Source organism: Belnapia rosea (assembly GCF_900101615.1).
In the GTDB taxonomy this organism is placed as follows: domain Bacteria; phylum Pseudomonadota; class Alphaproteobacteria; order Acetobacterales; family Acetobacteraceae; genus Belnapia; species Belnapia rosea.
Window position 1 is genome coordinate 839,106 of the sequence record NZ_FMZX01000001.1, and the last position, 24,550, is coordinate 863,655.

Below are 24,550 nucleotides of genomic sequence, written 5' to 3' on the forward strand. Positions count from 1 at the left end.
GGCGGTCATGCCGTGAAACGGCGAAGTACATTCGCCAGCAGGCGGGAGATCGGGTTGGCATAGCCATTGTGCGAGAGGCTCCCGCCGAAGGTGATGGAGCCGGTCGAGAAGAAGGCGCCGCCCCCGGCCGTCTCACCATAGACGATCTCGGCCCGCACCAGCGCCGGTGCCGGCTCGCCGGTGACGGTGGTGAGCCGGCCGAGCAGCTCCTCCGGCACGGTGACGAAATGCGGCTGATGCGCCTCCGACCGCGCGAGGACCACGGCCCCCGGCGGCGTCCCGAGCTGCGCATCCGCCCGGTCCAGCTCGAACCCCGCCGCGCCGCCGCCGGAGAGGCCGAAATCGCCCATCACCTCCTCCTCGATCCCCGCCATGATCCAGGCGAGATGCGGCGGCACCGGCAGCCGCCGGTAATGCGAGCCCTCGAAGGCGCCCTGGCCGGAGAAGCCGACCCCGCAGAGCAGCTGCGGCGGCCGCCCGTTGCGCCGCCACAGCCCGCCCAACGTCCCGTCGAACTGGTGCCAGTACTCGCCCGGCTCGGCGGCCCAGGCGCGGATGCCGCCCTCGGCGCGGCGCAGCTCGATCACCGGCCCGCGCCGCGCCACCTTCCAGTAGAAGCCATTGCCGCCGAGATAGGCGAGTCGCCCGCCGCCATCGACATAGGCCTGCAGCGCATCGAGCGTGCCCTGCGTGTGGTATTCCGGGTGGCTCCCCGTCACCACCGCTTTGTAGGGCGCAAGCAGGCCGAGGCCCTCATTGTCCAGGTCCTCGTCGGTGATGACGTCGAAGCCGAAGCCTAGCTCCTCCAGCCAGTCGGTGATGTGGCTGTCCGCCGGGAAATGCCGGAGGCCGGAGCCGCGCGGATCGTCGAAGGTGAGGAAGCCCGGCCGCATCGTGAGGATCGGCCGCAGCCGCGTCGAGAAGCCGATCCCGCTGCCATCCGGGTGCCGGTTATAGGTGCTGTGGGCGAAGTCGTGGTGCTCGTCCGGATTGTGCGGGTATGCCCCCCACCCGGCGATGCGCGCCCGGAAGGCGTCGTCCAGATTGCCCCGCGCATGGTTGGCATAGGCCTGGTAGGTGAAGGTGCTGGCGAGGAAGGCGATCGGCGCCCGCGCCGCGCCCTTGGGCGGGAGGACGTAGAAGGGGATGACATCCTCCGCGCCCTCGGCCCGCAGCCGCACCCCATAGACCCCGCTCGGCAGGTCCGGCGGGATGCTGATCTCGAAGGCGGTGTCCCAGCCGCAATCCGCCAGGTCGTCGCTGTGGAAATGGATGGCCGCGTAATGCCGCGGCGCATGGCGCCAGGCATGCTCGGCCCCGGTCCAGCGGCTGCCCCGCATCGCCCGCGCCGGCTGGTTCACCAGCCAGCCATGCAGCCGCCCGGGCCCCCGGTCGGTGATCGCCTCGGAGCCGATGCCGAGGGAGAAGTCCCACCAGGCCCGCACCCGCCCGCCGGCCAGCAGCGCCTCCGGTGCATCCAGCCCCGCCGGCGCGGTGCCGGCCAGCAGCACCGGGTCTTCCAGCCGTCCGTTGAAGCCCCGGCCGAAGCGCAGCCGCGCCGGCCCCGACCAGCCGGCGCCCGTATCGAGTGCCGCCTCCGCCTCGCCCTCATCCGCCCGGCCGGCGACCGGCGCCAGCGCCCGCTGGCTCAGCCGCAGCGCGCCATCGCCCAGCGTGACCGCCACCTCGTACCAGCGCCGGGGCAGGGGAGCCGGTCCCCGGCAGGACGCCCCATCCGCCTCGGCCCGCAGCCCCTCGGCCTCGAGCGAGAGCCGCAGGCGATGCCCACCAATCTCCAGCCCCAGCACCTCGCCCCCTGGCAGCCAGGGCTGCATCCGCAGCAGCAGGGTGAAGCCCGTGCCGAATTCGAGCACCCCCTCCGCCGCGCCATGGGAGCCGAGCGTCACCGCCTGCACCCGCGCCGGATAGGCGCCCGCCCAATCGGCCTGCACGGGGATCAGCTTCATCCCCGGCCCCGCCGGGTTCGGGTCGGCATGACGGATGCGGACCAGATCGGCGCGATAGGGCGTCGCCGCCGAGACCTTCACCGCCAGCGCCTCGCCCGGCCGCGCCGAGAAGCGATCCAGATACCCGACCAAATCCAGCATGCGGCCCATCCCCCCGGTAACCGGCGGGGAGGATGCCTCCACTCTCAGCCCGGCGCGATATCCAGCCGCGAGCGATCGACACGGAAGCCGTGCGGCGCCGCGGCGGGAGGCGTCATTCCACCTTGATTCGGTTCGCCTCGATCACCTTGCGGAACTGCTCGCGGTGCGTCTTGAGGAAGGCGGTGAAGTCCCGCGTCCCCCGCGGCTCCGGCTGGAAGCCGATGGTGGCGAGGCGCGTCCGCACCTCATCCGTCGCCATCGCCCGCTCGGTTTCCTCCGCCAGCCGGGCGACGATCTCGGGCGGCGTCCCGGCCGGCATCATGTAGCCGCCGAAGGCGCCGACATCGAAGCCCGCCGCCTCCGGCAGGCTGCCGAGCGGCGGGATGCCCGGCGCCAGCACGCTGCCCGCGCCGAGGGTGATGCCGAGCGCCCGCAGCGCCCCCTGCTTCACCAGCGGCCCCGTCGCCGCCAGGGTGTCGATGGCGAAATCCACCTGCCCGGCCACCACCGAGGTCAGCGCCGGCCCGCTGCCCTGGAAGGGGACATGCACCGTATCCAGCAGCCCCGTCTGGCTGAGGAACATCAGGGTGATGAGATGCGCCGCCGCGCCGGTGCCGGAGGAGGCATAGGTGAACTTCCCCGGATTGGCCTTCACCACGCGGATGAATTCCGCCCCGTCCTTCGCCGGGAAGTTGTTGTTCACCGTCAGCAGGTAGGGCGAGACGCCGATCATGGCGACCGGCGCGAAATCCTTCTCGGGATCATAGGGCGTCCGCTGCACCAGCGGCGCCGTGGTGATCGGCCCGGTCGAGGCGGCGAGGATGGTGTAGCCATCCGGCGAGGCCTTGGCGACGTTATCCGTCCCGATCATGCCCGCCGCGCCCGCCTTGTTGTCGGGCACCACCGGTTGGCCCCATTGGGCGGAGACCTGCTGCGCGGCGATCCGTGCCATCAGGTCGGTGGCCTGGCCGGGCGGCCAGGGCACCACCAGCCGCACCGGGCGGGAGGGGTAGGGGCCCTGTGCCTGGGCGAGGCCCAGGCGCGGCGCGGCAAGGCCCGCACCGGCGAGTAGGAGAGTGCGACGTTCCACGGCGACGTTTCCCTGATTTTGTTTTGCCCGGCGAGCATAAGTCCGTCCGCGCGGCTGGGCCACCTCCCAAAATCCGGCGCGGAGACTGGCCGTCCCAGCCTGACACTCTGCCCGCGTTTGGCGCCGCAGCCGCTCGTTCTCCGCATGCCAGACAGCCATCGCATCGCGCGCAGGCCGAGCGTCCACTCGTGTTGCGCGCCATTCCGACCGGCCGCCCCGACCGTGGTCTTCACCGCCCGGTCGACGGGCGCGGTCCCTTCATGCCTGGAACGCCCAGTCGGCCGGCTGCCAGCGGAGGCTTCCCCGGTCGGAAACGATGCGCCCGAGCCCCGGGAAGGCCATGTGCGTGGCGGCGATCAGCGCACCCTGCTCCACGGCGCGTGGGAAGAACCGCGCCCGCATGGCCTGCGCCGCTGCGTGATCCTGTTCCATGAGGAAGTTCACGTCGGTTGCCAGGGGATGCACCACCGGGAAGACCATGTCGGAAACCATGACCAGGCTCTGCCCGGCATCCTCGATCCGCACGCCGATATGGCCGGGCGTATGGCCGGTCAGGTCGACGATGGAGATGCCGCGTGTGATCTGGCGCTCGCCGTCGATGGCCTGCAGCCGCGGGTAGAGTCGCACCACCTCGGCCGACAGCCGGAAGCTGGCCTGCAGGTAGTCCGGGGCGCCGCTCCGCTTGGCCGGATCCGTCCAGTGCGCCACGTCACGCCGGTCGATGTAGATCTCGGCGTTGGGAAAGCTGTTCCGCCCGCCGGCAACCAGCCCACCGATGTGGTCCTGGTGCATGTGGGTCACGATGACCGCGTCGATCTGGTCGGGGCGCAGGCCGAGGCTGGCGAGCGCCTGCGGCAGCATGCCTGTCTGGCCGAGCGAACCGGCCGGCCCGGCATCGATCAGGATCCGGCGCTCGCCATCCTCGACCAGGTACTGGTTGAACAGGAAGCGGACGCCGCCGGGCCGGGCCACGAACTGTGCCCGCGCCGCCTGCTCGACCTGCTCAGGCGTGCGGCCCGGGAAGTAGCTGTACGGCATGTCCGCATAGCCGTCCGCCAGTGCGGTCACGGTGAAGCGACCGACCCGGATCTGCGCCCGGGGCGGGATGACGGCCGGGCTGGCCGCGGCGGCGTGGCTCGCCGGGCCAGTAAGGGGCAGGGTTCCGGTGGCCAGGGCACCGAGGGGAAGGCCGAGCGTGAGGGCACGGCGGGACAGACCGGTCATGGCTTGCTCCTTCTGATCAGGTCCGCGGCCTCGGTGGGCCTGCCTGATGGGCGGTGTTTGCCTGGCCGGAAGGCTATGGCCTTCCCACCGTGACGCGATATCCTGCCCGAATGGGAGCACGCCTCCCGTTTCATGGGAGGCAGCATGGACCGGTTCGACGCGATGTCGGTGCTGCTGGCCGTTGTCGAGGAGGGGAGTCTCTCGGCCGCATCGCGCCGCCTGCGGGCGCCACTCGCCACGGTCAGCCGCAAGGTGGCTGACCTCGAACGGCACCTCGGCACCCGGCTCCTGGTGCGAACCAGTCGCCATGTCGAGCTCACCGATACCGGGCGCGCCTATGTCGCCGCATCGAAGCGGATCATCGAGCAGGTGGAGGAGGCCGAACGGCAGGCCGCAGGCGAGTACAGCGCCCCGCGTGGCGAATTGCACGTCACTGCTCCGGTCATGTTCGGCCAACGGCACCTGCTGCCGGTCGCCCTCGCGTTCCTGGACGAGCAGCCCGAGATCAGCCTGAGACTTATGCTGATCGATCGCCAGGTCAGCCTGGCCGACGAGCACATCGATGTTGCCCTGCGCATCGGGCACCTTGAGGACAGCGGGCTGGTTGCCACGCGCGTCGGGGCGGTGCGCCGCGTCATCTGCGCGTCGCCAGGGTATCTCGCCCGACGGGGCGTGCCACGCCTGCCCGAGGATCTGGCGCAGCATGACGGCATCAGCTTCCAGGGCTTCGCCCAATCCCCCGAGTGGCGCTATCGGCGGGACAGCGCCGCCTTCACGGTCGAGCCACGCCGCAGACTTGCCGTCAACACGACGGAGGCCGCCATACAGGCCGCACTGGCCGGTTTCGGCGTGATCCGCGTGCTGTCCTACCAGGTCGCGGACGAGTTGCGGTCCGGCCAACTCCGGACGCTTCTCGCGGATTTCGTGCCGGAGCCGATGCCGGTGAGCCTGGTCTACGGGATGGCCGAGCTTCTACCGTTAAAAGTCCGGAGCTTCCTGAACTGGACCGTGCCGCGGCTACGGACCGGCATGGCCAATCTGGATTCGACGATCCCCTGACACCCATGGCAACGCAAGCACCAGGCCTCGAAGCGCAGCACTCCGGGCGCAGGCGATCACCCGCTGCGAAGGCGCCACTTCAATCCACCCGCATCCCCGCATGCCGCACCACCGGCGCCCAGCGCGCACGATCCTCGGCGAAATAGCGGGCGAATTCCTCCGGGCTCGCGCTTGGCTCCACCTCGAGGCCGCCCTCCAGCAGCCGCCGCCGCACCTCCGGCTCCGCCAGCGTGTCGCCCAGCGCCGCATGCAGGCGCAGCACCCGCCCGGGCGGCGTGCCGCCCGTCGCCAGCAGGCCGAACCAGGTCGCCGCCTCGATCTGCGGGAAACCCTGCTCCCCGGTGGTCGGCAGCCCCGGCATGGCGGCGCTGCGCGCCCTCCCGGCGATGGCGATCGCCCGCAGCGTGCCGGACTGGATGGCCGGCAGCATCGGCGCCAGCGCATTGGTGAAGACCTGCACGCGCCCGGCCAGCAGGTCGTTCAGCGCCGGCCCGGTGCCGCGATAGGGGATATGCTCCATCGGCACGTCGAGCGCCTGGGCGATCATCGCCCCCGCCGCATGCCCCGTGCTGCCGACGCCGGGCGAGGCATAGACGAGGGGCGGGGAGGCCGCCCGCGCCACCGCCTGCAGCTCCGCAAGGGTCCGCGCCGGGACGGCGGGATGAACGGTGATGACATTGGGCCCGAGCCCGATCAGCCCGATCGGCGCGAAGGCCGTGGCGACGTCATAGGGCACCCGCGCCTGCACCAGGCTGGTGATGGTGAGGCTGCCGCTGCCGCCGAGCACCAGCGTATAGCCATCCGGTGGCGCCTTGGCGACGACATCGGCGCCGAGCATCCCGCCCGCGCCGCCGCGGTTCTCGATGACGACGGGCTGGCCGAGCCGTGCCGCCATCCCCTCGGTCACCAGCCGGCCGACGATGTCGTTCGTGCCGCCCGGCGGCCAGGGGATGACGAGGCGGATGGGCCGGTCCGGGAAGGCCGCATCGGCGCGCGCGATCGCGGGTGCCGCCAGCAGCCCCGCGACCAGCGCGCGCCGCCGCATCAGTAGACGACCACGCTGCGGATGCTCTCGCCGCGCTCCATCAGCTCGAAGCCGTGGTTGATCTGGTCGAGCGGCATGGTGTGGGTGATCAGGCTGTCGATGTCGATCTTCCCCTCCATGTACCAGTCGACGATCTTCGGCACGTCGGTCCGGCCCCGTGCGCCGCCGAAGGCGGTGCCGCGCCAGTTCCGCCCGGTGACGAGCTGGAAGGGCCGCGTGCTGATCTCCTCGCCCGCGCCGGCAACGCCGATGATGATGCTCTCGCCCCAGCCGCGATGCGTGCATTCCAGCGCCTGGCGCATCACCTTGGTATTGCCGATGCATTCGAAGGAGAAGTCGGCCCCGCCGCCGGTCAGGTCGATGATGGCCTGCACCACGCGGTCGTGCCCGACATCGTTCGGGTTGATGAAATGCGTCATGCCGAACTGGCGCGCCATCGCCTCGCGGCCTGGGTTGAGGTCGATGCCGATGATCTTGTCGGCGCCCACCATCCGCGCGCCCTGCAGCACGTTCAGCCCGATGCCGCCGAGGCCGAAGACCGCGACATTGGCGCCCGGCCAGACCTTCGCCGTGTTGATGACGGCGCCGACGCCCGTGGTCACGCCGCAGCCGATATAGCAGATCTTGTCGAAAGGCGCGTCCTCCCGGATCTTCGCCAGCGCGATCTCCGGCAGCACGGTGAAATTGGCGAAGGTCGAGCACCCCATATAATGCATCACCTGCGTCCCCTCGCAGGAGAAGCGGCTGGTGCCATCCGGCATGACGCCGCGGCCCTGCGTCGCGCGGATCGCCGTGCAGAGGTTGCTGCGCTGGCTGAGGCAGGTTTTGCACTGCCGGCATTCCGGCGTGTAGAGCGGGATCACATGGTCGCCCGGCTTCAGGCTGGTGACGCCAGCGCCGACCTCGCGGACGATCCCCGCGCCCTCATGGCCGAGGATGGCGGGGAATAGCCCCTCGGGGTCGCGCCCGCTCAGCGTGTACTGGTCGGTGTGGCAGAGGCCGGTGGCCATCACCTCCACCAGCACCTCGCCCGCCTTCGGGCCGCCGATCTCGATGGTCTCGATGCTGAGCGGCTTTCCTGCCGCCCAGGCCACCGCTGCCCGTGTCTTCATTGCTGCAACCCCTGCCGCTTCCGGCGGTAATCTGCCGCCAGTCGGGGCAGGGGTCCAGCAGTGCGGTCAGTCCTTCAGCTCGGCCGGAACCTTGCCGCCATTCTCGGCGAGCTTCCGCATCACCTGCTGATGCAGCCAGACGTTCATCTTGGCCGAGTCGTTGGTGTCGCCGGTGTAGTTCAGCTCCTTCGCCAGCTCCTTCCGGTTCTCGAGGCTGCTGTCGAGCTCGAGCAGCTTCATCAGGTCGACGATCGAGTGCCGCCAGTCGAGCTTCTGCCGCTGCTGCGCCAGGAGGCCGTCGAGGATGCCGGTGACATCGACCGGCGCCGCCGCGCTGGCCGAACCTGCGGCCGGCAGGTCATCGGTCGGGCCGGGGGATTGCGGCGGCGCGACGGCCGTACCGGCATCGGAGGCGGGGGCGGCCTGGGCATGGCCACGCAGCTTGTCGAGGATGCGGCTGAAGATACTCATGCGGAATGCTCTCCTGTTACTCGGCAGAGACAACGATCCGCAGCCCATCCGGTTCATCAGGGGAGCAGCGCCCCATCCCCGTCCAGCAGGGCTTGTCACTCATAAACTCATAAGGATATCCTTATGCGGCGATGGTCCCGCGCGAGCGGGCGAAGAGGGAAGGCCGGCAGGGTCGGCCGCTGCCCCAGCAACTGTAGGCGGAGAGCCGCCGGCCCATGCCCCGATCCATCGGGGCCGCCACTGCACCCATCCGGGTGCGGGAAGGCGCGGCCGGCGGCGGCGACCCGCGAGCCAGGAGACCTGCCATCGCCGGTGACCGCCTGTCGCGGCACCGCCACCTTTTCCACCGGGCTGGGTGCACCGGCGGGCAGGAGACAGGCTTGCCATGACCATCGCCGCCAATCTCGGCTATCCGCGCATCGGCCCGCACCGCGAGCTGAAATTCGCCCTCGAGGCCTTCTGGGCAGGCACCGCCTCCGAGGCCGAGCTGCAGGCCACCGCCGTCCGCCTCCGCACCGCCAGCCGCGCGCTGCAGCAGGGCGCCGGGATCAACCACATCCCCTCCGGCGACTTCGCCCTCTACGACCATGTGCTGGAGACCGCCGCCGCCCTCGGCACCTTCTCGGCGGAAGGCGAGGGGCCGCTGCCGCTCGCCAGCCTCTTTCGCCTCGCCCGCGGCGCCGGGGACACGCCCGCGCTCGAGATGACGAAGTGGTTCGACACCAACTACCACTACCTGGTGCCCCGCCTCTCCGCTGGGCAGCGCTTCCACCTCGCCGCGAACCCCTGGGCCGATGCGGTGCGCGAGGGCCTTGCCCAGCACTGCCGCACCCGACCCGTGCTGCTCGGCCCGGTCTCCTTCCTGATGCTGGCGAAGAGCGCCGACGGCACCAACCCGCTCGCCCTCCTGCCCGCCCTGCTGCCCGCCTATGCCGCCGCGCTCCGCGGCATCGCCGAGGCCGGCGCCGCCTGGGTCCAGATCGACGAGCCCTGCCTCGCCACCGACCTTCCCGCCGGCGCCGCCGAGGCCTTCGAGACCGCCTATCGCAGCCTCGCCGAGGCCGCGCCCGGCCTCTGCCTGCTGCTCTGCACCTATTTCGGCGGGCTGCGGGAGAACCTGCCGCTCGCCTTCGGCCTGCCCGTGCAGGGCGTGCATCTCGACCTGGTGCGGGACCCGGGCCAGCTCGCCCTGGCCCTCGCCCTGGCGCGCCGCGACCAGACCCTCTCCCTCGGCCTGGTCGATGGCCGCAATGTCTGGCGGACCGACCTGCGCGCTGCGCTGAACCTCGCCGGCCGCGCCGCCGGGCACCGGCTCATGGTCGCCCCCTCCTGCTCACTGCTGCACGTCCCCCACGGCCTGCGCGGCGAGACGGCGCTCGACCCGGCGCTGCGCCGCCGCCTCGCCTTCGCCGAGGAGAAGCTTGGCGAGGTCGTGGCCCTGGCCCGCGCGCTCGATGAGGGCGAGGCCGCCATAGCCGCCCTGCTGCGCGAGAGCGACGCCGTCGCCGCCGAGCGCCGCGCCGAGGCACCGCCGCCCGCCCTCGCGCCGGAGCCGCCGCCCCGCACCGCCTATGCCACCCGTGCCGCGCTCCAGCAGGTCCGGCTGAACCTGCCGCCGCTGCCGACTACCACCATCGGCTCCTTCCCGCAGACCGCCGAGATCCGCGCCACCCGCGCTGCCCTCGCCCGCGGCACGCTGGACGAGGCCGGCTACGAGGCGGCGATGCGCGGCCACATCGCCGAGGCCGTGCGCTGGCAGGAGGAGCTCGGCATCGACGTCCCCGTCCATGGCGAGTTCGAGCGCAACGACATGGCGAAGTATTTCGGCGAGCGCCTCGCCGGCTTCGCCTTCACCCGGAACGGCTGGGTGCAGAGCTACGGCAGCCGCTGCGTCGCCCCGCCCATCATCTGGCGCGACGTCGCCCGGCCGGAGCCGATGACGGTGCGATGGAGCGCCTATGCCCAGTCGCTCACCGGCCGTCCGATGAAAGGCATGCTCACCGGGCCGGTGACGCTGCTGCAATGGTCCTTCGTCCGCGACGACCTGCCGCGCGAGACCGTCTGCCGGCAGATCGCCGAGGCCATCCGCGCCGAGGTGCTGGACCTGGAGGCGGCCGGCATCCCCATCGTCCAGATCGACGAGCCGGCCTTCCGCGAGGGCCTGCCGCTCCGCGCCACGGACCGCGCCGGCTATCTCCGCTGGGCCGTCGCCTGCTTCCGCCTCTGCTCGTCCGGCGTGCGCGACGAGACGCAGATCCACACCCATATGTGCTACAGCGAGTTCGCCGACATCATCGAGGCGATCGCGGCGATGGATGCCGATGTCATCTCCATCGAGACGGCGCGCAGCCGGATGGAGCTACTGGAGGCCTTCACCGGCTTCGCCTGGCCGAGCGGCATCGGTCCGGGCGTCTGGGACATCCACAGCCCCCGCATCCCCTCGGCGGCGGAGATGGCCGACCTTCTCCGCCTGGCGCTGCGCCACCTGCCCGCCGACCGGGTCTGGGCCAACCCCGATTGCGGCCTCAAGACCCGTGGCTGGGGCGAGGTGCGGCCGGCGCTTGAGAACCTAGTCCGGGCCGCGGAGGCCGTCCGCGCCGAGCTCTGACGCCGGGGAACTAGGCGCGGCCATGGGCCGCGCCTATCTTCGGGCCAGAGGAACGGAGCAAATCCATGGCCGAGACAAACGACGCCTGCATCGTGGGCTGGGCCCATACCCCCTTCGGCAAGCTGGAAGAGCCGGATATCGAGAGCCTGCTGGCCCGCGTCGGCCGCGCCGCCATCGAGGATGCCGGCCTCTCGCCCGCCGAGATCGATGCCGGCTTCCTCGGCGTCTTCGGCGAGGGCTTCACCAATCAGGGCTTCCCCGCCTCCCTGGTGCTGCAATCCATCCCCGAGCTGCGCTTCAAGCCGATCACCCGCTACGAGAACGCCTGCGCCACCGGTTCGGCCGCCATCCATGGCGCGCTCGACTTCCTGGCCGCCAAGCGCGGCCGCTTCGCCCTGGTGCTCGGCGCCGAGAAGATGACCGCGACGCCCGGTCCCCAGGTCGGCGAGATCCTGCTGAACGCCAGCTACCGCAAGACGGAGCAAGACATCCGCGGCGGCTTCGCCGGCGTCTTCGGCCGCATCGCCGAGGCCTATTTCCAGCGCCATGGCGACCAGTCCGACGCGCTCGCCGCCATCGCCGCCAAGAATCACAAGAACGGCGTCGACAACCCCTGGGCGCAGATGCGCAAGGACCTCGGCTACGCCTTCTGCCGCGCCGAGAGCGACAAGAACCCCTTCGTCGCGCCCCCGCTGAAGCGCACCGATTGCAGCCTCGTCTCCGATGGCGCCGCCGCCATGGTCATCACCGATGCCGAGACGGCCAGGGCGATGCAGAAGGCCGTGCGCTTCCGCGCCGCCGTGCAGGTGAATGACTACCTGCCCATCGCCTCGCGCGACATCATCCGCTTCGAGGGCCCGCGCGAGGCCTGGTCCCGCGCGCTGGACCAGGCCGGGCTCGGCGCCGCGACCGACCTCTCCTTCGTCGAGACGCATGACTGCTTCACCATCGCCGAGCTGATCGAATACGAGGCGATGGGCCTGACGCCGGAAGGGCAGGGCGCCCGCGCCGTGCTCGAGGGCTGGACAGCGGCCGATGGCAAGCTGCCGGTCAACCGCTCCGGCGGGCTCAAGGCCAAGGGCCACCCGATCGGCGCCACCGGCGTCTCCATGCATGTCCTGACCGCGATGCAGCTCACCGGCACCGCCGGTGCCCTGCAATTGCCGAAGGCGGAGCTGGGCGGCGTCTTCAACATGGGCGGCGCCGCGGTCGCCAACTACGTCTCCATCCTCGAACGCACCTGATGGAGGCTGCGGACCCCATCCTCTGGGTCTACGTCACGGCGGCCGATGCGGCGGAAGCCCACCGCATCGGCCGGGCGCTGGTGGAGGAGCGCCTGGCTGCCTGCGCCAACCTCCTCCCCGGCCATACCGCCATCTACCGCTGGGAAGGCGCGATCCAGGAGGATGCGGAGGCCGCCCTCATCCTCAAGACCCCCGCCAGCCGCTTCGAGGCCCTGCGCGCCCGCATCCGCGCGCTGCACAGCTACGCACTGCCTTCCATCCTCGCCCTGCCGGCGGCCGACGGCGATGCGGAGTTCATGGCCTGGGTCCGGGCGCAGGTGGCCGAGTAGAACAACATGTTTGGCTTGTTCGATGCCGGGCTGGCTCAGGCGGCATCCCTTCGATAACCGACGACGGCAGAGCGGACGCGTGGCCTCAACACATTGACGAAGCTATTCACGCGCTCCTGGAGCCATAGGAGCGCTGATTTGCGTTCATCGGCTTGGTCGAACGAAATGCCTGAGAGCGTAGCGATGATGCGTGGTCGACCGTTTTTATCGACGAGTTGAGCAACGCCACCTAACTCATTCCGTACCTGTGGCCAGTCTTCGGCGATGGCTCGCATGGCAAGTTCGCCGGGTGAGTCGCGGTTAGCGGACAAAAAGACGCCGACCTCTCCTGCTTTCAGGTCACGGAACACGGTCAACCAACTGCTTCCCTGGGGTGCCGGTAACGGGAAAGCGAGATACCCCATTTTTGCCGGCCGGGGCCGTGGCTGCTCCGGGTCGTCTAACTCCAGGCCGTTCAGAAATTCTGCCCAAAAGGCGAATCGTTCATCATGTGATTTCCGCTGATTCCGATCGGCATCCAGCTGCGCCCCTTGCTCCTCCTCTTGAAATCCATATCCATCCGGAACAGAAATTACTGTCCTGGTTACGACAGCCGTGCGTAACAGTAGCCGCGGTGTCAAAAGTCGGCTGCCGTCAGGCAAAACGAAGATTGGCATCTCAACTAGACCGAGGGAAAAATGAAGGCCAGCATGCTCTTGCAAATACTCTGCAATTGCCTCGACACCTTCTCTGATCCCGTCTCCCACAATTAACAGTAGGAAACGCCCACGCCTCAGATTCGCGGTGAGCGCATCGTTGAATTCGATCTCATCGAGATCAGGCCTCGCTGCCCGCACTAGATCCAGAAGAGGGTTTCCGGCAAGCTTCAGTCGCCGTCGAACCTCTCGTTGCAGATCGGAAGACGACCAGCGGCTCAGTTCCTTAGCGTAATCCAAAATCTGGCCAACAACTTCCCGCCTGCCCTCAGGATTGCGCCATAGCTTGCACTCTACGAGGACCGGTAAACCTGATGGCGTTACCATGAAATTGTCGATGGGACCGGCTGGCGTCTGTAACTCTCGGCAGATCGCCACTGGTCCAAGGAACATTGGGTCAATTTCACCGATCGGTAGGCAACTGGGATGCTCGTGCACCAGCATCTGAATCTCAGCTTCGTCTTTAATGCCTTGGCGATACGGCAGCAGAGCAACGGCATTGCCGCCGCCATTGGGCAGAAGGACGGGCGGGCAATGCTGTCGAGCCATAGCAATCTCGGAATGAGGTTTGAAACCAAAGCCCTACAATAATACCTATTCTGCAATAATCCAGCGATTACGAGAGCGGTGTGACCTGTTCTTATAAGCGCCCCAGCAGCTCCGTCTTCTTCGCCTGGAATTCCGCCTCGGTCAGCACGCCCTGCCGGTGCAGCTCCGCCAGCTGGCGGATCAGCTCGATCGGGCTCCCGCCCGGAGTCGATAAGGATGCGACCCCTGACTCGGGTGCCTCGCCGCCACTTTCCGGGACGGCCGCCGCGACCGGGGAGGGTGCCTCCCCGCCGACCTCCCGCAACGCCTCGAGCCGCACCTCGCCCCGGTCGCCGGTGAAGGCCAGCACCTGGCCGCCACCCTGCTGCTGCGACACCCCGCTGATCCGGTGATCGTCAGTGTCGAAGATCCGCACCTGCCCATCCTGCCGCACCGCGAGGCGCCGCGCCGCCGGGAAATAGGCATAGGCCATGCTGTTCTGCGCCCCGCTGGCCGCGGGCGAGCCCAGCTCCGCCGGCCACCAGGCGCCACCACCGGCCTGCCCATCCAGGGCCCGCCCCGGCATGGCCGGGGCGAAGACCGGCCCCGGCCCATGCAGCAGCCCGGCCAGGGCGACGCAGAGCGCATCCACCCGCGCCTTGAGCCCGTTGTTGAACATGTCGCCGATCATGATCATGCCGCCCCGCGACCACTGGCCCATGCCGCCCAGCTCCGGATGGCTGAACTGCGCCATGGCCCCGCCGCCATCGGCCAGCGCATGCAGCAGCACCAGCGCGGCCTCCCGGCTGACGCCCTGCTGCCGGGCGATTTCCTCCACCTGCCGCATCCCGGCCTCGGTCAGCTCCCGCATCGCAGGCCCTCCTCGCATGATCCCTCAGGGCCGGAGCCCTGCCAGAAGACCCGGGCGGCGAACAGATGCGTCGCAGCCGCGTTACGACCCGACCGCAACCGAAGGATGCCCATCCCGATGCCGAGCTGGACCCGCCTCGCCGACCCCGCGACCGATGCGGCCCTGCTCCCCGCCTGGTTCGTCGAGCGCATGCTCGGCTCCGACCAGGGCAGTTTCGGCCTGCTGCTGACCACCGGTGACGTGCTGCGCGTCGCCGGCCTGCGCGCGGTCCATCTCTCCTCCGATGGGACGATCCTGCTCGACCTGACGCTCGACCATGCCGGCGTCCCCGCCATGGCCGATACGGCCTGGCAGTCGAAGCACTATCTCGGCGCCCCGGTCCCCGGCGCGGTGCAGGCAACCGTCAACCTCGCCCAGGTGGTCTGCGCCGTCGAGTTCCAGCGCAGCCAGACGGTGGGCCGCCCGCAGGAGGAGGAGGCGATGTCCGCCACCGTCGTCGAGCTGCGCCAGGCCGCGGAGGATGCCACCGAACGCCAGAGCGTCGCCTGATCAGGACCATACGCCACCGCCTTCACTGATAACCTGAAGGTGGAAGACCGCTGTTCAAGCTAATGATATGGGCGGCTTAACCGGCTTTGATACCACCCGCCCGCATCACGCCCCGCCACTTGTCCGATCCCGCCGCGACGAAGGCATCCACGGCGGCCGGCGTCGAGCCGCCCCGCCACCCGATCGGTCAGGGCCGTTGGGTTGCCCCGATAAGGGATGTGGTCCACCGCGAGCCCGCCATATGCTGGACGGAGCCATTGCCGGCGCTGCCATAGTCATAGGCTCGCGGCTTCTCTCGCAGCATGTCAAGAAGGCCGGGCAAGCCCTTGGTGGGGCTTGCTCTTGGTGCCACCAGCAGCGGCACCGTATGCGCGACGGTGGCGGTCAGGAAGACCGCCCCGTTCCACGGCCCCTTTGCCCCTTGGCCGGTTTACCACCACCCGCTGCGGCAACCGCCGCCTCAGCGCCTCCACCAGCAGCCGAACCGCCACATCGGTCGGCCCGCCCGCGGTGAAGGGAGCGGCCGGTCGGGCCAAGCGGGCGCCTGCGCCCGGGCAACGGCGGGAAGGAGATTGGCGGCAAGGAGGGTGCGGCATCGCATGGCAGGGACGGAGCGATCCGCATGCCGAACTGGACATGATCGTTCCGATTTTGCTATGTTCGGGGCCACCCAAGCCCAAGCCGCGCCTGGATCATACCCACCACCTCAAAGGCTCAAACCCTCAAATCGCCCGCCGAGGTTTCCGCCACAATGCTTTGTAAGCAGTGACTTGTGGCTACTTTCTCAGTCTACAACTCAGCAGGAATTGAGCCAGTTTGAAGTGCTTAAACCGGCACCAGCACCATCGCCGCCGCCTGCGCCGCGATGCCCTCGCCACGGCCCGTGAAGCCCAGCCGCTCCGTCGTGGTCGCCTTCACCCCGACGATGCCGGGATCGACGCCGAGCAGCTCCGCCAGCCTTGCCTGCATTGCCTCGCGGTGCGGCCCGATCTTCGGCCGCTCGCACAGCAGCGTCACATCCACATTGGCGATGATGCCGCCCCGGGCCGCGACCCGCCCGGCGGCATGGATCAGGAACTGCGCGCTGTCGGCATCCTTCCACGTTATCTCGGAAGGCGGGAACCACCGGCCGATATCGCCCTCGGCGAGGGCGCCATAGATCGCATCGCACAGCGCATGGATGCCGACATCGGCATCCGAATGTCCCTCTAGGCCGAACTCGCAGGGAACGACGACGCCGCACAGCACCATCCGCCGCCCCGTCTCGGTGCGATGCACGTCGAAGCCGGTGCCGACCCGCGGCACCAGCCGCCCGAGCATCGACCCAGCCACGCGCTCCAGATCCTCGGGGAAGGTGATCTTCACATTGGTCTCCGATCCCGCCACCAGCACCACCCGTTCCCCGGCCAGCTCGAGCAGCTGGGCGTCATCCGTCGCCTCGGCACCGGCCGCGCGATGCGCGGCCAGCAGGGCATCGAAGCGGAAGGCCTGCGGCGTCTGCGCCCGGTGGAGCCCGGCCCGCGGCACCGTCTCGCCGATCACGCCGCCCTCGGCCCGCTTCAGCGTATCGGCCACCGGCTGGGCCGGGATGGCACCCGGCGCCCCACGCAGCGCCGCAAGCAGGGCAGGGATGGTCCCCCGCGGCACCACAGGCCTCGCCGCGTCATGCACCAGCACCGCCTCCGGCGGCGGCTGTCGATTGGCCAGGGCCTCAAGGCCGGCCCGGACGCTCGCCTGCCGCGTCGCCCCACCGGCCACCGCCGGCAGCACCGGAAGCCCCTCGAGCAGGGCGGCGATCCGTGCCTCCTCGCCTGCGGCACAGACCGGCAAAAGCAGCTCGACCCCTGGTTCCGCCAGCAGCGCCTCCGCCGCGTGGCGGATGACGGGGCGGCCCAGCAGGGGCAGGTATTGCTTGGGTTGGTCGGCGCCGAAGCGCGTGCCGCTGCCGGCGGCCATCAGGAGGGCGGCGATGCTCATCGCGCGGACCCTATCGCAGAATGACGGCCGGCGAAATCGGGCCAGTCGCCTCCGGGCCGGCACAGAAAATTGGAATGATTCTCGACAGGCGGCCCGGCGGGCGTTGCCGAACCACGCCTCTTGGCCTAGTTTGCCCAAATCATGAGCACCAGCATGCCCGAGTCTCAGGCCGGCTTCCGCGCAACTGCCCTGGAAGCAGGCGGTTTGCCGTCCATCATGGTCGGCGATGTCCGGATCGACGTCCCCGTCTATCTCGCCCCCATGTCCGGCGTCACGGACCTGCCCTTCCGCCGCCTCGCCCGCCGCCTCGGCACGGGCATGGTGGTGAGCGAGATGATCGCCTCCCAGGCCATGGTCCGGGAGAACCGGCAGACCTTGAAGATGGCCGAGGTGGACGGCTTCGGCGCCCCCTCCGCCGTCCAGCTCGCCGGCTGCGAGCCGGTGGTGATGGCGGAGGCGGCGAGGCTGGCCGCCGATCGGGGCGCCGCCATCATCGACATCAACTTCGGCTGCCCGGTGAAGAAGGTGGCGGTGGGGCAGCAGGCCGGCAGCGCGCTGATGCGCGACGAGGTCCGCGCCGCCGCCATCCTCGAGGCGGTGGTGAAGGCGGTCGCCGTCCCCGTCACCCTCAAGATGCGCATGGGCTGGGACCACAACTCGCTGAACGCCCCGAACCTCGCCCGCATCGCCGAGTCCTGCGGCATCCGCCTCGTCACCATCCACGGCCGCACGAGGCAGATGCTCTATACCGGCACCGCCGACTGGGCCTTCGTCCGCCGGGTGAAGGAGGTCGTGGCGATCCCGGTGCTGGTCAACGGCGATATCCTGACGCCGGAGCACGCCGCCGAGGCCCTGCGGCAGTCGGGCGCCGATGGCGTGATGATCGGCCGCGGCTGCTATGGCCGCCCCTGGCTGCCCCGCCAGGTCGCCCATTACCTCCGCACCGGCGAGACCCCGGCCGAGCCGAGCCTCGCCGAGCAGCTTGCCGTGCTGCTCGAGCATTACGAGGACATGCTGGCCCATCACGGCACCCAGACCGGGCTCCGCCTCGCACGGAAGCATGTCGCCTGGTATTCCAAGGGCCTGCCGGGCTCGGCGGAATTCCGCTCGCAGGTCAACCAGGTGGAGACGGCGGCCGAGGTGGTGCGGCTGATCCAGGGCTTCTACCAGCCGCTGCTGGAGCTGGGGCTCGAGGCCGCTCGCGCCCGCTTCCACGCCCAGGGCCTGGAGCAGCTGGCGGCATGAGCGGCGCCTTCGCCACCCGCGCACGCGTCGCCGCGCTGCCGCCGAAGCCCGGCCGGCCGGTGCCCCTGCCGGATTTCGGCGCGATCCTCGCCGCCCTGCCGATGCCTGCCGTGGTGTTCGACGAGGAGGACCGCTTCCGCTACGTGAACCCGGCCGCCGAGCTGTTCTTCCAGCTCTCCTTCGGCTCGCTCGCCGTGCTCCGCCTCGGCGACCTGCTGCCACCAGACAGCCGGCTCCTCGCCCTGCTGGCCCAGGTCCGCCAGCATGAGGCGCCGGTCTCCGACCATGACCTGACGCTCGACAGCCCGCGCCTCAACCGCCGCGGCGTCGCCGCCCATGGGGCCCCGCTGCCGGAGATGCCGGGCGCCGTCGTGCTGACGCTGCAGGACGGCTCCACGGCGCAGATGATGAACCGCCAGCTCAACTTCCTGGGCGCCGCCCGCGGCGCCTCCGCCATGGCGGAGATGCTGGCGCATGAGGTGAAGAACCCGCTCTCCGGCATCCGCGGCGCGGCGCAGCTGCTCGAGCAGTCCAGCACCGATGACGGCGACCGGGAACTCTGCCAGCTCATCCAGGACGAGGCCGACCGCATCCGCAACCTGGTCGACCGCATGGACATGTTCTCCGACCGCCCGGTGGAGCTGGCGCCGGTGAACATCCACCAGGTGCTCGACCATGTGCGGCGGGTGGCGCAGACCGGCTTCGCCGCGCATCTCCGCATCACCGAGGAATACGACCCGTCCCTGCCGCCGGTCTGGGGCAACCGGGACCAGCTCGTGCAGATCCTGCTGAACCTCGTGAAGAATGCCGCCGAGGCGGTCGACCCGCTCTCCGGCGAGATCGTCCTCGCCACTGCCTATCACCACGGGGTCCGCATCGCCGTGCCCGGCAGCAAGGAGCGGGTGCATGTGCCGCTGCAGGTGATCGTCCGGGACAATGGCCCCGGCATTCCCGAGCCGGTGCGCGCAACGCTCTTCGAGCCTTTCGTCACCACCAAGCGGGGCGGGCAGGGGCTTGGCCTCGCCCTTGTCGCCAAGCTGGTCGCCGACCAGGGCGGGCTGATCGAATGCGACAGCCGCCCCGGCCGCACCATTTTCCGCCTCTCCCTGGCCATGCCGCCTACGGGGCTGCGTCTCGATGGAAAGCAGATGGACCGTTCATGAGCGATAGCCGCACCATCCTCATCGCCGATGATGACCGGGCGATCCGCACCGTGCTGAGCCAGGCGCTCGGCCGCTCGGGTTACCAGGTGCGGGCCACCTCCTCCGCCTCCACCCTCTGGCGCTGGGTCGAGGACGGTGAGGGCGATCTCGTCATCACCGATGTGGTCATGCCGGACGAGAACGGGCTCGACCTCGTGCCCCGCATCAAGCGCATCCGCCCCGACATGCGGGTCGTGGTGATGTCGGCGCAGTCCACCTTCATGACGGCGCTGAAGGCAGCTCAGCGCGGCGCCTTCGAATACCTGCCGAAGCCCTTCGACCTGAAGGAGCTGCTGGCGGTGGTCGAGCGCGCGCTCGCCGCCCCCCAGGCCCCGGCCCCCGCCGAGGAGGAGGAGCCGGAGGAGCGCCTGCCCCTGGTCGGCCGCAGCCCGGCCATGCAGGAGATCTACCGCACCGTCGCCCGGCTCACGACCACCGACCTCACGGTGATGATCACCGGCGAGTCGGGCACCGGCAAGGAGCTGGTGGCGCGCGCCCTGCACGATTACGGCCGGCGCCGGGGCGGACCCTTCGTCGCCATCAACATGGCGGCGATCCCGCGCGAGCTGATCGAGAGCGAGCTCTTCGGCCATGAGCGCGGCGCCTTCACCGGCGCGCTCAACCGGGGCATCGGCCGCTTCGAGCAGGCGGCGGGCGGCACGCTCTTCCTCGACGAGATCGGCGACATGCCGCCCGAGGCGCAGACCCGCCTCCTGCGGGTGCTGCAGGAGGGGGAGTTCACCACCGTCGGCGGCCGCAACCCGATCAAGGCGAATGTCCGCATCGTGGCGGCCACCCATCGGGATCTCCGCCAGTCGATCCGCCAGGGATTGTTCCGGGAGGATCTCTTCTACCGCCTCAACGTCGTCCCTATCCGCCTGCCTCCCTTGCGCGAGCGGATGGAGGACATCCCGCTGCTGGCGCGCCACTTCCTTGAACGTGCCCGCGCCTCCGGCCTGCCGCTGAAGCAACTCAGCCTCGAGGCGGTGGAGCGCCTGAAGGGTCATGCCTGGCCAGGCAATGCGCGCGAGCTCGAGAACCTGATGCGGCGCCTCGCCGCCCTCTACCCTCAGGAGACGATCGATGCAGAGGCCGTCGGCGCCGAACTCTCCGAGGCCGAGCCGCCGGCCGAGGCCGGGATGCGGGGCCCGGAGACCCTGGAACAGGCGGTCGAGCGGCACCTGAAGGCCTTCGTCGCCGCCCACAAGGACGGGTTGCCGGTGCGCGACCTCTATGACCGCGTCCTGGCGGAGGTGGAGCGGCCGCTGCTGCGCCTCGTCCTCGGCGCCACGCGTGGCAACCAGATCAAGGCCGCGGCCATGCTCGGGCTGAACCGCAACACCTTGCGGAAGAAGATCCGGGAACTCGACCTGCCCGTGGTGCGCGGGCTCGGCTGATGGCCGCTGGCGAGCCGCGCCAGCGCGGCCTGCCCCGCCGCATCGCCGATGTGCTGCTGGGCCGGGGGATGACGCTCGGCCTCGCGGTCGGCGCCCTGCTGCTCGGCATCGCCACATTCTCGGTGCTCTCGGATGGCAGCCCGCTGGGGCCGACCAAGCCGGGCGTCGTGGTGGGTCTCGTTCTCGTCAACCTGGCGGTGCTGCTGCTGCTCATGGCCTCGCTGGCCGGGCGGCTGGTGCGGGTCTGGGCGGAGCGGCGGCGGGGCTCGGCCGGCTCCCGGCTGCATGTGCGCCTCGTCCTGCTCTTCGGCGTCGTCGCCGTGGTGCCGGCCATGCTGGTCGCGGCCTTCGCCGCGCTCTTCTTCAACCTCGGCATCGAGACCTGGTTCAGCGACCGGGTGCGGACGGCGCTGGAGGCGAGCCTGCAGGCCAGCCGTGGCTATCTGGAGGAGCATCGCAACACCATCCGCGGCGATGCCATTGCCATGGCCGCCGACCTCTCCCGCGCCCGGGTCCTGCTGCCGGATAACGGCCTTGCCTTCGCCCGCGTCCTGGCGACCCACACGGCGCTCCGGAACCTGACCGAGGCGGTGGTCTTCGACCCGGCGACCCAGCAGGTGATCGCCCATGCCGGCTACACCACCAGCTTCACGCTGGACCCGCCCCCGGAGGATGCCATCGCCCAGGCCCGGCTCGGCGACGTGGCGGTGCTGCCGGCGGATGACCGGGTGCGGGCCGTGGTCGCGCTTGATTTCGGCGAGGGCTGGATGCTGCTGATCGGCCGGCCGCTCGACGCCATGGTGCTGTCGCACCAGCAGTCGGTCGAGAAGTCGGTGGCGGAATATGTCGAGCTCGACAACAATCGCTCCGGCCTGCAGATCACCTTCGTCATGATCTTCGCCATCGCGGCGCTGTTGGTGCTGCTGGCCGCGGTGTTGATCGGCCTCGTCCTGGCGAACCAGCTCGCCCGGCCGATCGGGCGGCTCATCGTCGCCGCCGAGCGGGTGCGGGGCGGCGACCTCTCGACGCGGGTGGAGGAAGTGGCGGCGGATGAGGAGATCGCCAGCCTCGCCCGCGCCTTCAACCGCATGACCAACCAGCTCGCCGCCCAACGGTCGGAGTTGCTGCAGGCCTATCGGCAGATCGACGAGCGGCGGCGCTTTATCGAGACGGTGCTCGCCGGCGTCTCCGCGGGCGTGGTGGGGCTGGAGACCGATGGGCGGATCAACCTGCCGAACCGCCGGGCGAGCGAGCTGCTCGGTATCGACCTCGATGCCGCCATCGGCCGGCCGATGTCCGAGGTCGCGCCGGAATTCGCACCGCTCCTTGCCCCCGGCGCGCTGTCCTCCGCCGATGGCGGCATGGACCGCAGCCGGACCGCCGAGATCCGCATCGGCCCGCCGAGCCACCGCCGCACCCTGCTCGCCCAGATCGGCGAGGAGCGCCAGGCCGGCGGCGGCGGCGAGATCTCGGGTTTCGTCGTGACCTTCGATGACATCACCGAGTTGCTTTCTGCCCAGCGCAAGGCGGCCTGGGCCGATGTGGCACGGCGGATCGCCCATGAAATCAAGAACCCGCTGACCCCGATCCAGCTCTCGGCCGAGCGGCTCAAGCGGCGCTACCTGAAGCAGATCAGCAATGATCCCGAGACCTTCGTCGCCTGCACCGACACCATCGTCCGGCAGGTCGGCGATATCGGCCGAATGGTCGATGAATTCTCCGCCTTCGCCCGCATGCCCCAGCCGGTCATCCGGCCGGAGGACCTGTCCCAGGTCCTGCGGGAGGCGCTGGTGCTGCAGCGCGATGCCCATCCCGGCATCGCCTACAGGATCGAGTTGCCCGGCGAGGTGGAGGGCGACCGGCCGGCGAGGGGCCCCGTCATCCCCTGCGACCGCCGGCTGCTCGGCCAGGCGCTGACGAATCTGCTGATGAACGCCGCCGATGCGGTCACCATGCGGGCACAGGCGGAGCGGGAGGCGGGCGCCGAGCCGGGATCGCTGCTTGGACACATCACCGTGCGCATCGAGCCGGGCGAGGAGACGGTCGCGATCGCCATCGAGGATGATGGGATCGGCTTGCCCCAAGGGGATGAGCGTGACCGGCTGGCGGAGCCCTATGTGACGCATAAACCGAAAGGAACCGGCCTCGGCCTTGCCATCGTGAAGAAGATCATGGAGGACCATGGGGGCAGGCTGGGACTGGAGGACAGACCCCAGGAGGTGGCGTCGGGGCGCGGTGGTGCCCGGGCGGTGCTCACCCTGCCCTGGCGGCCTGGGGGGGAGCGCATGGCAGAGCGCAGCGGGGAACCCCTGGCCGGCATGGAGACAGACTCGCTTGACCCTTGGCCGGATGGCAGCATGAGGCGCGCGCATGGCGCATGAAATCCTGATCGTGGACGATGAGCCTGATATCCGGGCGCTGATCGAGGGCATTCTCTCGGACGAAGGCTACGAAACGCGGCAGGCGGCGAATTCCGACCAGGCGGTGGCTGCCTTCAAGCAGCGCCGGCCGTCCATGGTCGTGCTCGACATCTGGCTGCAGAATTCGAAGCTGGACGGCCTCGGCATCCTGGCCGCGCTGCATCGGGAAGAGCCGCAGGTGCCGGTGGTGATGATCTCCGGCCATGGCACCATCGAGACGGCGGTGCGGGCCATCCAGCAGGGCGCCTACGACTTCATCGAGAAGCCGTTCAACTCGGATCGCCTTCTGCTGGTCGTTGCGCGGGCGCTGGAGGCAGCGCGGCTGCGACGGGAGAATTCCGAGCTCCGGCTGCGGGCCGGGCCGGAGACCGAGTTGGTCGGCACTTCGGCTAGCCTGGCGCAGCTGCGCGCCGCGATCGAGCGCGTGGCGCCGACCGGCAGCCGGGTGCTGGTCAGCGGACCGGCCGGAGCGGGGAAGGAGGTGGCTGCACGGATGATCCATGCCCGTTCCCGCCGTGCCGACGGACCCTTCGTTGCGCTGAACTGCGCAACCCTCAATCCGGCCCGCTTCGAGGAGGAGTTGTTTGGTCTCGAGGCTGGGACGGATGCCCAGGCGGCCCCGCGCCGCGCCGGTGTGCTGGAGCGCGCCCATGGCGGCACGCTGCTGCTGGACGAGGTGGCCGACATGCCACTCGAGACCCAGGGCAAGATCGTCCGCGCTCTGCAGGAGCAGGGTTTCGAGCGGATCGGCGGGGCTACCCGGGTGAAGGTGGATGTCCGCGTCATCGCCACCACCAACCGGGACCTCCAGAACGAGATCGCCGCCGGCCGCTTCCGCGAGGATCTCTACTATCGGCTTGCCGTGGTGCCGTTGCGGATTCCGGCCCTGCGCGAGCGGCGGGAGGATGTGCCGGCCCTGGCCCGGCACTTCATGGCCCGCTCCGGTGAGACCTCCGGCATGCCGCCGCGGGAGCTGGCCGAGGATGCCATGGCGGCGCTCCAGGCCTATGACTGGCCTGGCAATGTCCGTCAGCTGCGGAATCTGATCGACTGGCTGCTCATCATGGCGCCCGGCGAAGCCCGGGAGCCGATCCGCGCCGAGATGCTGCCGCCGGAGGTGGGCTCGGCCGCGCCGGCCATGCTGAAGCTCGACCGCAGCTCGGAGATCATGACCCTTCCGTTGCGCGAGGCGCGGGAGCTGTTCGAGAAGCAGTATCTGGAGGCCCAGCTGCTCCGCTTCGGCGGCAATATCAGCCGCACCGCCAACTTCGTCGGGATGGAGCGAAGCGCCCTGCACCGGAAACTGAAATTCCTCGGCGTCCAGGCCGAGGACCGGGTGCCAGCCGGGCCGGCCCTGTGATCTCCTGGCGGAACGA

At 70.0% G+C, this 24,550-nt stretch carries 19 protein-coding genes and 1 riboswitch; of the genes, 10 read left to right on the plus strand and 9 right to left on the minus strand.

Annotated elements, in window-relative coordinates:
* Positions 1–5: 5 nt before the first annotated feature.
* The 3 genes from BLR02_RS04040 to BLR02_RS04050 all read right to left on the minus strand — a co-directional run bounded on the left by BLR02_RS04040 (position 6) and on the right by BLR02_RS04050 (position 4,422).
* A complete protein-coding gene (locus BLR02_RS04040) occupies positions 6–2,108 on the minus strand; it encodes a N,N-dimethylformamidase beta subunit family domain-containing protein (RefSeq protein WP_090661549.1) in 2,103 nt (700 codons plus the stop codon).
* A 112-nt stretch (positions 2,109–2,220) separates the two neighbouring features.
* Positions 2,221–3,198: a Bug family tripartite tricarboxylate transporter substrate binding protein gene (locus BLR02_RS04045; RefSeq protein WP_176849363.1), complete on the minus strand. Its 978-nt coding sequence runs from the start codon at positions 3,196–3,198 to the stop codon at positions 2,221–2,223.
* A 258-nt stretch (positions 3,199–3,456) separates the two neighbouring features.
* Positions 3,457–4,422 (minus strand): MBL fold metallo-hydrolase, encoded by a 966-nt coding sequence (locus BLR02_RS04050; protein ID WP_090660679.1) that lies wholly within the window; start codon positions 4,420–4,422, stop codon positions 3,457–3,459.
* A gap of 144 nt (positions 4,423–4,566) precedes the next feature.
* Here BLR02_RS04050 and BLR02_RS04055 point away from each other — a divergent pair, with 144 nt between their 5' ends.
* Positions 4,567–5,481, plus strand: a complete 915-nt coding sequence (locus tag BLR02_RS04055) for a LysR family transcriptional regulator (RefSeq protein WP_090660682.1) — start codon at positions 4,567–4,569, stop codon at positions 5,479–5,481.
* 79 nt (positions 5,482–5,560) lie between these two features.
* Here the strand turns inward: BLR02_RS04055 and BLR02_RS04060 are convergent, their stop codons facing one another.
* The 3 genes from BLR02_RS04060 to BLR02_RS04070 form a co-directional block, all read right to left on the minus strand.
* Positions 5,561–6,526, minus strand: coding sequence for a Bug family tripartite tricarboxylate transporter substrate binding protein (locus tag BLR02_RS04060; RefSeq protein ID WP_090660684.1), 966 nt, complete (start codon positions 6,524–6,526; stop codon positions 5,561–5,563).
* Entirely contained in the window at positions 6,526–7,638 is a 1,113-nt protein-coding gene (locus tag BLR02_RS04065) for an S-(hydroxymethyl)glutathione dehydrogenase/class III alcohol dehydrogenase (protein ID WP_090660685.1), read from the minus strand. Before BLR02_RS04065 ends, BLR02_RS04060 begins: the two co-directional genes overlap by 1 nt.
* Before the next feature lie 66 nt (positions 7,639–7,704).
* Entirely contained in the window at positions 7,705–8,109 is a 405-nt protein-coding gene (locus BLR02_RS04070; protein ID WP_090562743.1) for a DUF3597 domain-containing protein, read from the minus strand.
* Between the two features lie 115 nt (positions 8,110–8,224).
* Positions 8,225–8,431, plus strand: a riboswitch (cobalamin riboswitch).
* 63 nt (positions 8,432–8,494) lie between these two features.
* On the opposite strand from BLR02_RS04070, the gene metE reads away from it, so the two are divergent.
* The 3 genes from metE to cutA all read left to right on the plus strand — a co-directional run bounded on the left by metE (position 8,495) and on the right by cutA (position 12,290).
* On the plus strand, positions 8,495–10,717 hold the full coding sequence (metE, locus tag BLR02_RS04075; RefSeq protein ID WP_090660688.1) for a 5-methyltetrahydropteroyltriglutamate--homocysteine S-methyltransferase: 2,223 nt from the start codon (positions 8,495–8,497) through the stop codon (positions 10,715–10,717).
* 65 nt (positions 10,718–10,782) lie between these two features.
* On the plus strand, positions 10,783–11,961 hold the full coding sequence (locus tag BLR02_RS04080) for an acetyl-CoA acetyltransferase (RefSeq protein WP_090562737.1): 1,179 nt from the start codon (positions 10,783–10,785) through the stop codon (positions 11,959–11,961).
* The gene (gene cutA, locus BLR02_RS04085) at positions 11,961–12,290 is read left to right on the plus strand and encodes a divalent-cation tolerance protein CutA (RefSeq protein WP_090660691.1); all 330 of its coding nucleotides are present in this window, start codon (positions 11,961–11,963) and stop codon (positions 12,288–12,290) included. The genes BLR02_RS04080 and cutA overlap by 1 nt, the downstream gene beginning before the upstream one ends.
* Positions 12,291–12,325: 35 nt before the next feature.
* Here the strand turns inward: cutA and BLR02_RS04090 are convergent, their stop codons facing one another.
* Together BLR02_RS04090 and BLR02_RS30820 are read right to left on the minus strand one after the other, a co-directional pair.
* The gene (locus BLR02_RS04090; protein WP_176849364.1) at positions 12,326–13,534 is read right to left on the minus strand and encodes a hypothetical protein; all 1,209 of its coding nucleotides are present in this window, start codon (positions 13,532–13,534) and stop codon (positions 12,326–12,328) included.
* A gap of 91 nt (positions 13,535–13,625) precedes the next feature.
* A complete protein-coding gene (locus tag BLR02_RS30820) occupies positions 13,626–14,384 on the minus strand; it encodes an SHOCT domain-containing protein (protein ID WP_090660694.1) in 759 nt (252 codons plus the stop codon).
* A gap of 117 nt (positions 14,385–14,501) precedes the next feature.
* Here BLR02_RS30820 and BLR02_RS04100 point away from each other — a divergent pair, with 117 nt between their 5' ends.
* The gene (locus tag BLR02_RS04100; RefSeq protein WP_090660697.1) at positions 14,502–14,933 is read left to right on the plus strand and encodes a hypothetical protein; all 432 of its coding nucleotides are present in this window, start codon (positions 14,502–14,504) and stop codon (positions 14,931–14,933) included.
* Between the two features lie 825 nt (positions 14,934–15,758).
* Here the strand turns inward: BLR02_RS04100 and BLR02_RS04105 are convergent.
* The gene (locus BLR02_RS04105) at positions 15,759–16,910 is read right to left on the minus strand and encodes a bifunctional 2-C-methyl-D-erythritol 4-phosphate cytidylyltransferase/2-C-methyl-D-erythritol 2,4-cyclodiphosphate synthase (RefSeq protein WP_090562726.1); all 1,152 of its coding nucleotides are present in this window, start codon (positions 16,908–16,910) and stop codon (positions 15,759–15,761) included.
* A 216-nt stretch (positions 16,911–17,126) separates the two neighbouring features.
* Here BLR02_RS04105 and dusB point away from each other — a divergent pair, with 216 nt between their 5' ends.
* Genes dusB through ntrX form a run of 5 tightly spaced genes read left to right on the plus strand, consistent with a single transcriptional unit; the run spans position 17,127 to position 24,534 of the window.
* Positions 17,127–18,155 carry a tRNA dihydrouridine synthase DusB gene (gene dusB, locus BLR02_RS04110; protein WP_245704601.1) on the plus strand — a complete coding sequence of 343 codons (1,029 nt, stop codon included), beginning with the start codon at positions 17,127–17,129 and terminating at the stop codon, positions 18,153–18,155.
* Complete coding sequence (locus BLR02_RS04115; RefSeq protein WP_090660701.1) at positions 18,152–19,318, plus strand: two-component system sensor histidine kinase NtrB; 1,167 nt, start codon at positions 18,152–18,154, stop codon at positions 19,316–19,318. The genes dusB and BLR02_RS04115 overlap by 4 nt, the downstream gene beginning before the upstream one ends.
* Positions 19,315–20,754 carry a nitrogen regulation protein NR(I) gene (ntrC, locus tag BLR02_RS04120; protein ID WP_090562719.1) on the plus strand — a complete coding sequence of 480 codons (1,440 nt, stop codon included), beginning with the start codon at positions 19,315–19,317 and terminating at the stop codon, positions 20,752–20,754. Before BLR02_RS04115 ends, ntrC begins: the two co-directional genes overlap by 4 nt.
* Positions 20,754–23,135: a sensor histidine kinase NtrY-like gene (locus tag BLR02_RS04125; RefSeq protein ID WP_090660704.1), complete on the plus strand. Its 2,382-nt coding sequence runs from the start codon at positions 20,754–20,756 to the stop codon at positions 23,133–23,135. The genes ntrC and BLR02_RS04125 overlap by 1 nt, the downstream gene beginning before the upstream one ends.
* A complete protein-coding gene (gene ntrX, locus BLR02_RS04130; RefSeq protein ID WP_090660708.1) occupies positions 23,125–24,534 on the plus strand; it encodes a nitrogen assimilation response regulator NtrX in 1,410 nt (469 codons plus the stop codon). Before BLR02_RS04125 ends, ntrX begins: the two co-directional genes overlap by 11 nt.
* Positions 24,535–24,550 lie beyond the last annotated feature (16 nt).

Coding starts and splice junctions, on each gene's coding strand:
- BLR02_RS04040 (WP_090661549.1), bottom strand. CDS start 2,108: ATGCTGGATTTGGTCGGGTATCTGGATCGCTTCTCGGCGCGGCCGGGC.
- BLR02_RS04050 (WP_090660679.1), bottom strand. CDS start 4,422: ATGACCGGTCTGTCCCGCCGTGCCCTCACGCTCGGCCTTCCCCTCGGT.
- BLR02_RS04055 (WP_090660682.1), top strand. CDS start 4,567: ATGGACCGGTTCGACGCGATGTCGGTGCTGCTGGCCGTTGTCGAGGAG.
- BLR02_RS04060 (WP_090660684.1), bottom strand. CDS start 6,526: ATGCGGCGGCGCGCGCTGGTCGCGGGGCTGCTGGCGGCACCCGCGATC.
- BLR02_RS04065 (WP_090660685.1), bottom strand. CDS start 7,638: ATGAAGACACGGGCAGCGGTGGCCTGGGCGGCAGGAAAGCCGCTCAGC.
- BLR02_RS04070 (WP_090562743.1), bottom strand. CDS start 8,109: ATGAGTATCTTCAGCCGCATCCTCGACAAGCTGCGTGGCCATGCCCAG.
- metE (WP_090660688.1), top strand. CDS start 8,495: ATGACCATCGCCGCCAATCTCGGCTATCCGCGCATCGGCCCGCACCGC.
- BLR02_RS04080 (WP_090562737.1), top strand. CDS start 10,783: ATGGCCGAGACAAACGACGCCTGCATCGTGGGCTGGGCCCATACCCCC.
- cutA (WP_090660691.1), top strand. CDS start 11,961: ATGGAGGCTGCGGACCCCATCCTCTGGGTCTACGTCACGGCGGCCGAT.
- BLR02_RS04090 (WP_176849364.1), bottom strand. CDS start 13,534: ATGGCTCGACAGCATTGCCCGCCCGTCCTTCTGCCCAATGGCGGCGGC.
- BLR02_RS30820 (WP_090660694.1), bottom strand. CDS start 14,384: ATGCGGGAGCTGACCGAGGCCGGGATGCGGCAGGTGGAGGAAATCGCC.
- BLR02_RS04100 (WP_090660697.1), top strand. CDS start 14,502: ATGCCGAGCTGGACCCGCCTCGCCGACCCCGCGACCGATGCGGCCCTG.
- BLR02_RS04105 (WP_090562726.1), bottom strand. CDS start 16,910: ATGAGCATCGCCGCCCTCCTGATGGCCGCCGGCAGCGGCACGCGCTTC.
- dusB (WP_245704601.1), top strand. CDS start 17,127: ATGGTCGGCGATGTCCGGATCGACGTCCCCGTCTATCTCGCCCCCATG.
- BLR02_RS04115 (WP_090660701.1), top strand. CDS start 18,152: ATGAGCGGCGCCTTCGCCACCCGCGCACGCGTCGCCGCGCTGCCGCCG.
- ntrC (WP_090562719.1), top strand. CDS start 19,315: ATGAGCGATAGCCGCACCATCCTCATCGCCGATGATGACCGGGCGATC.
- BLR02_RS04125 (WP_090660704.1), top strand. CDS start 20,754: ATGGCCGCTGGCGAGCCGCGCCAGCGCGGCCTGCCCCGCCGCATCGCC.
- ntrX (WP_090660708.1), top strand. CDS start 23,125: ATGGCGCATGAAATCCTGATCGTGGACGATGAGCCTGATATCCGGGCG.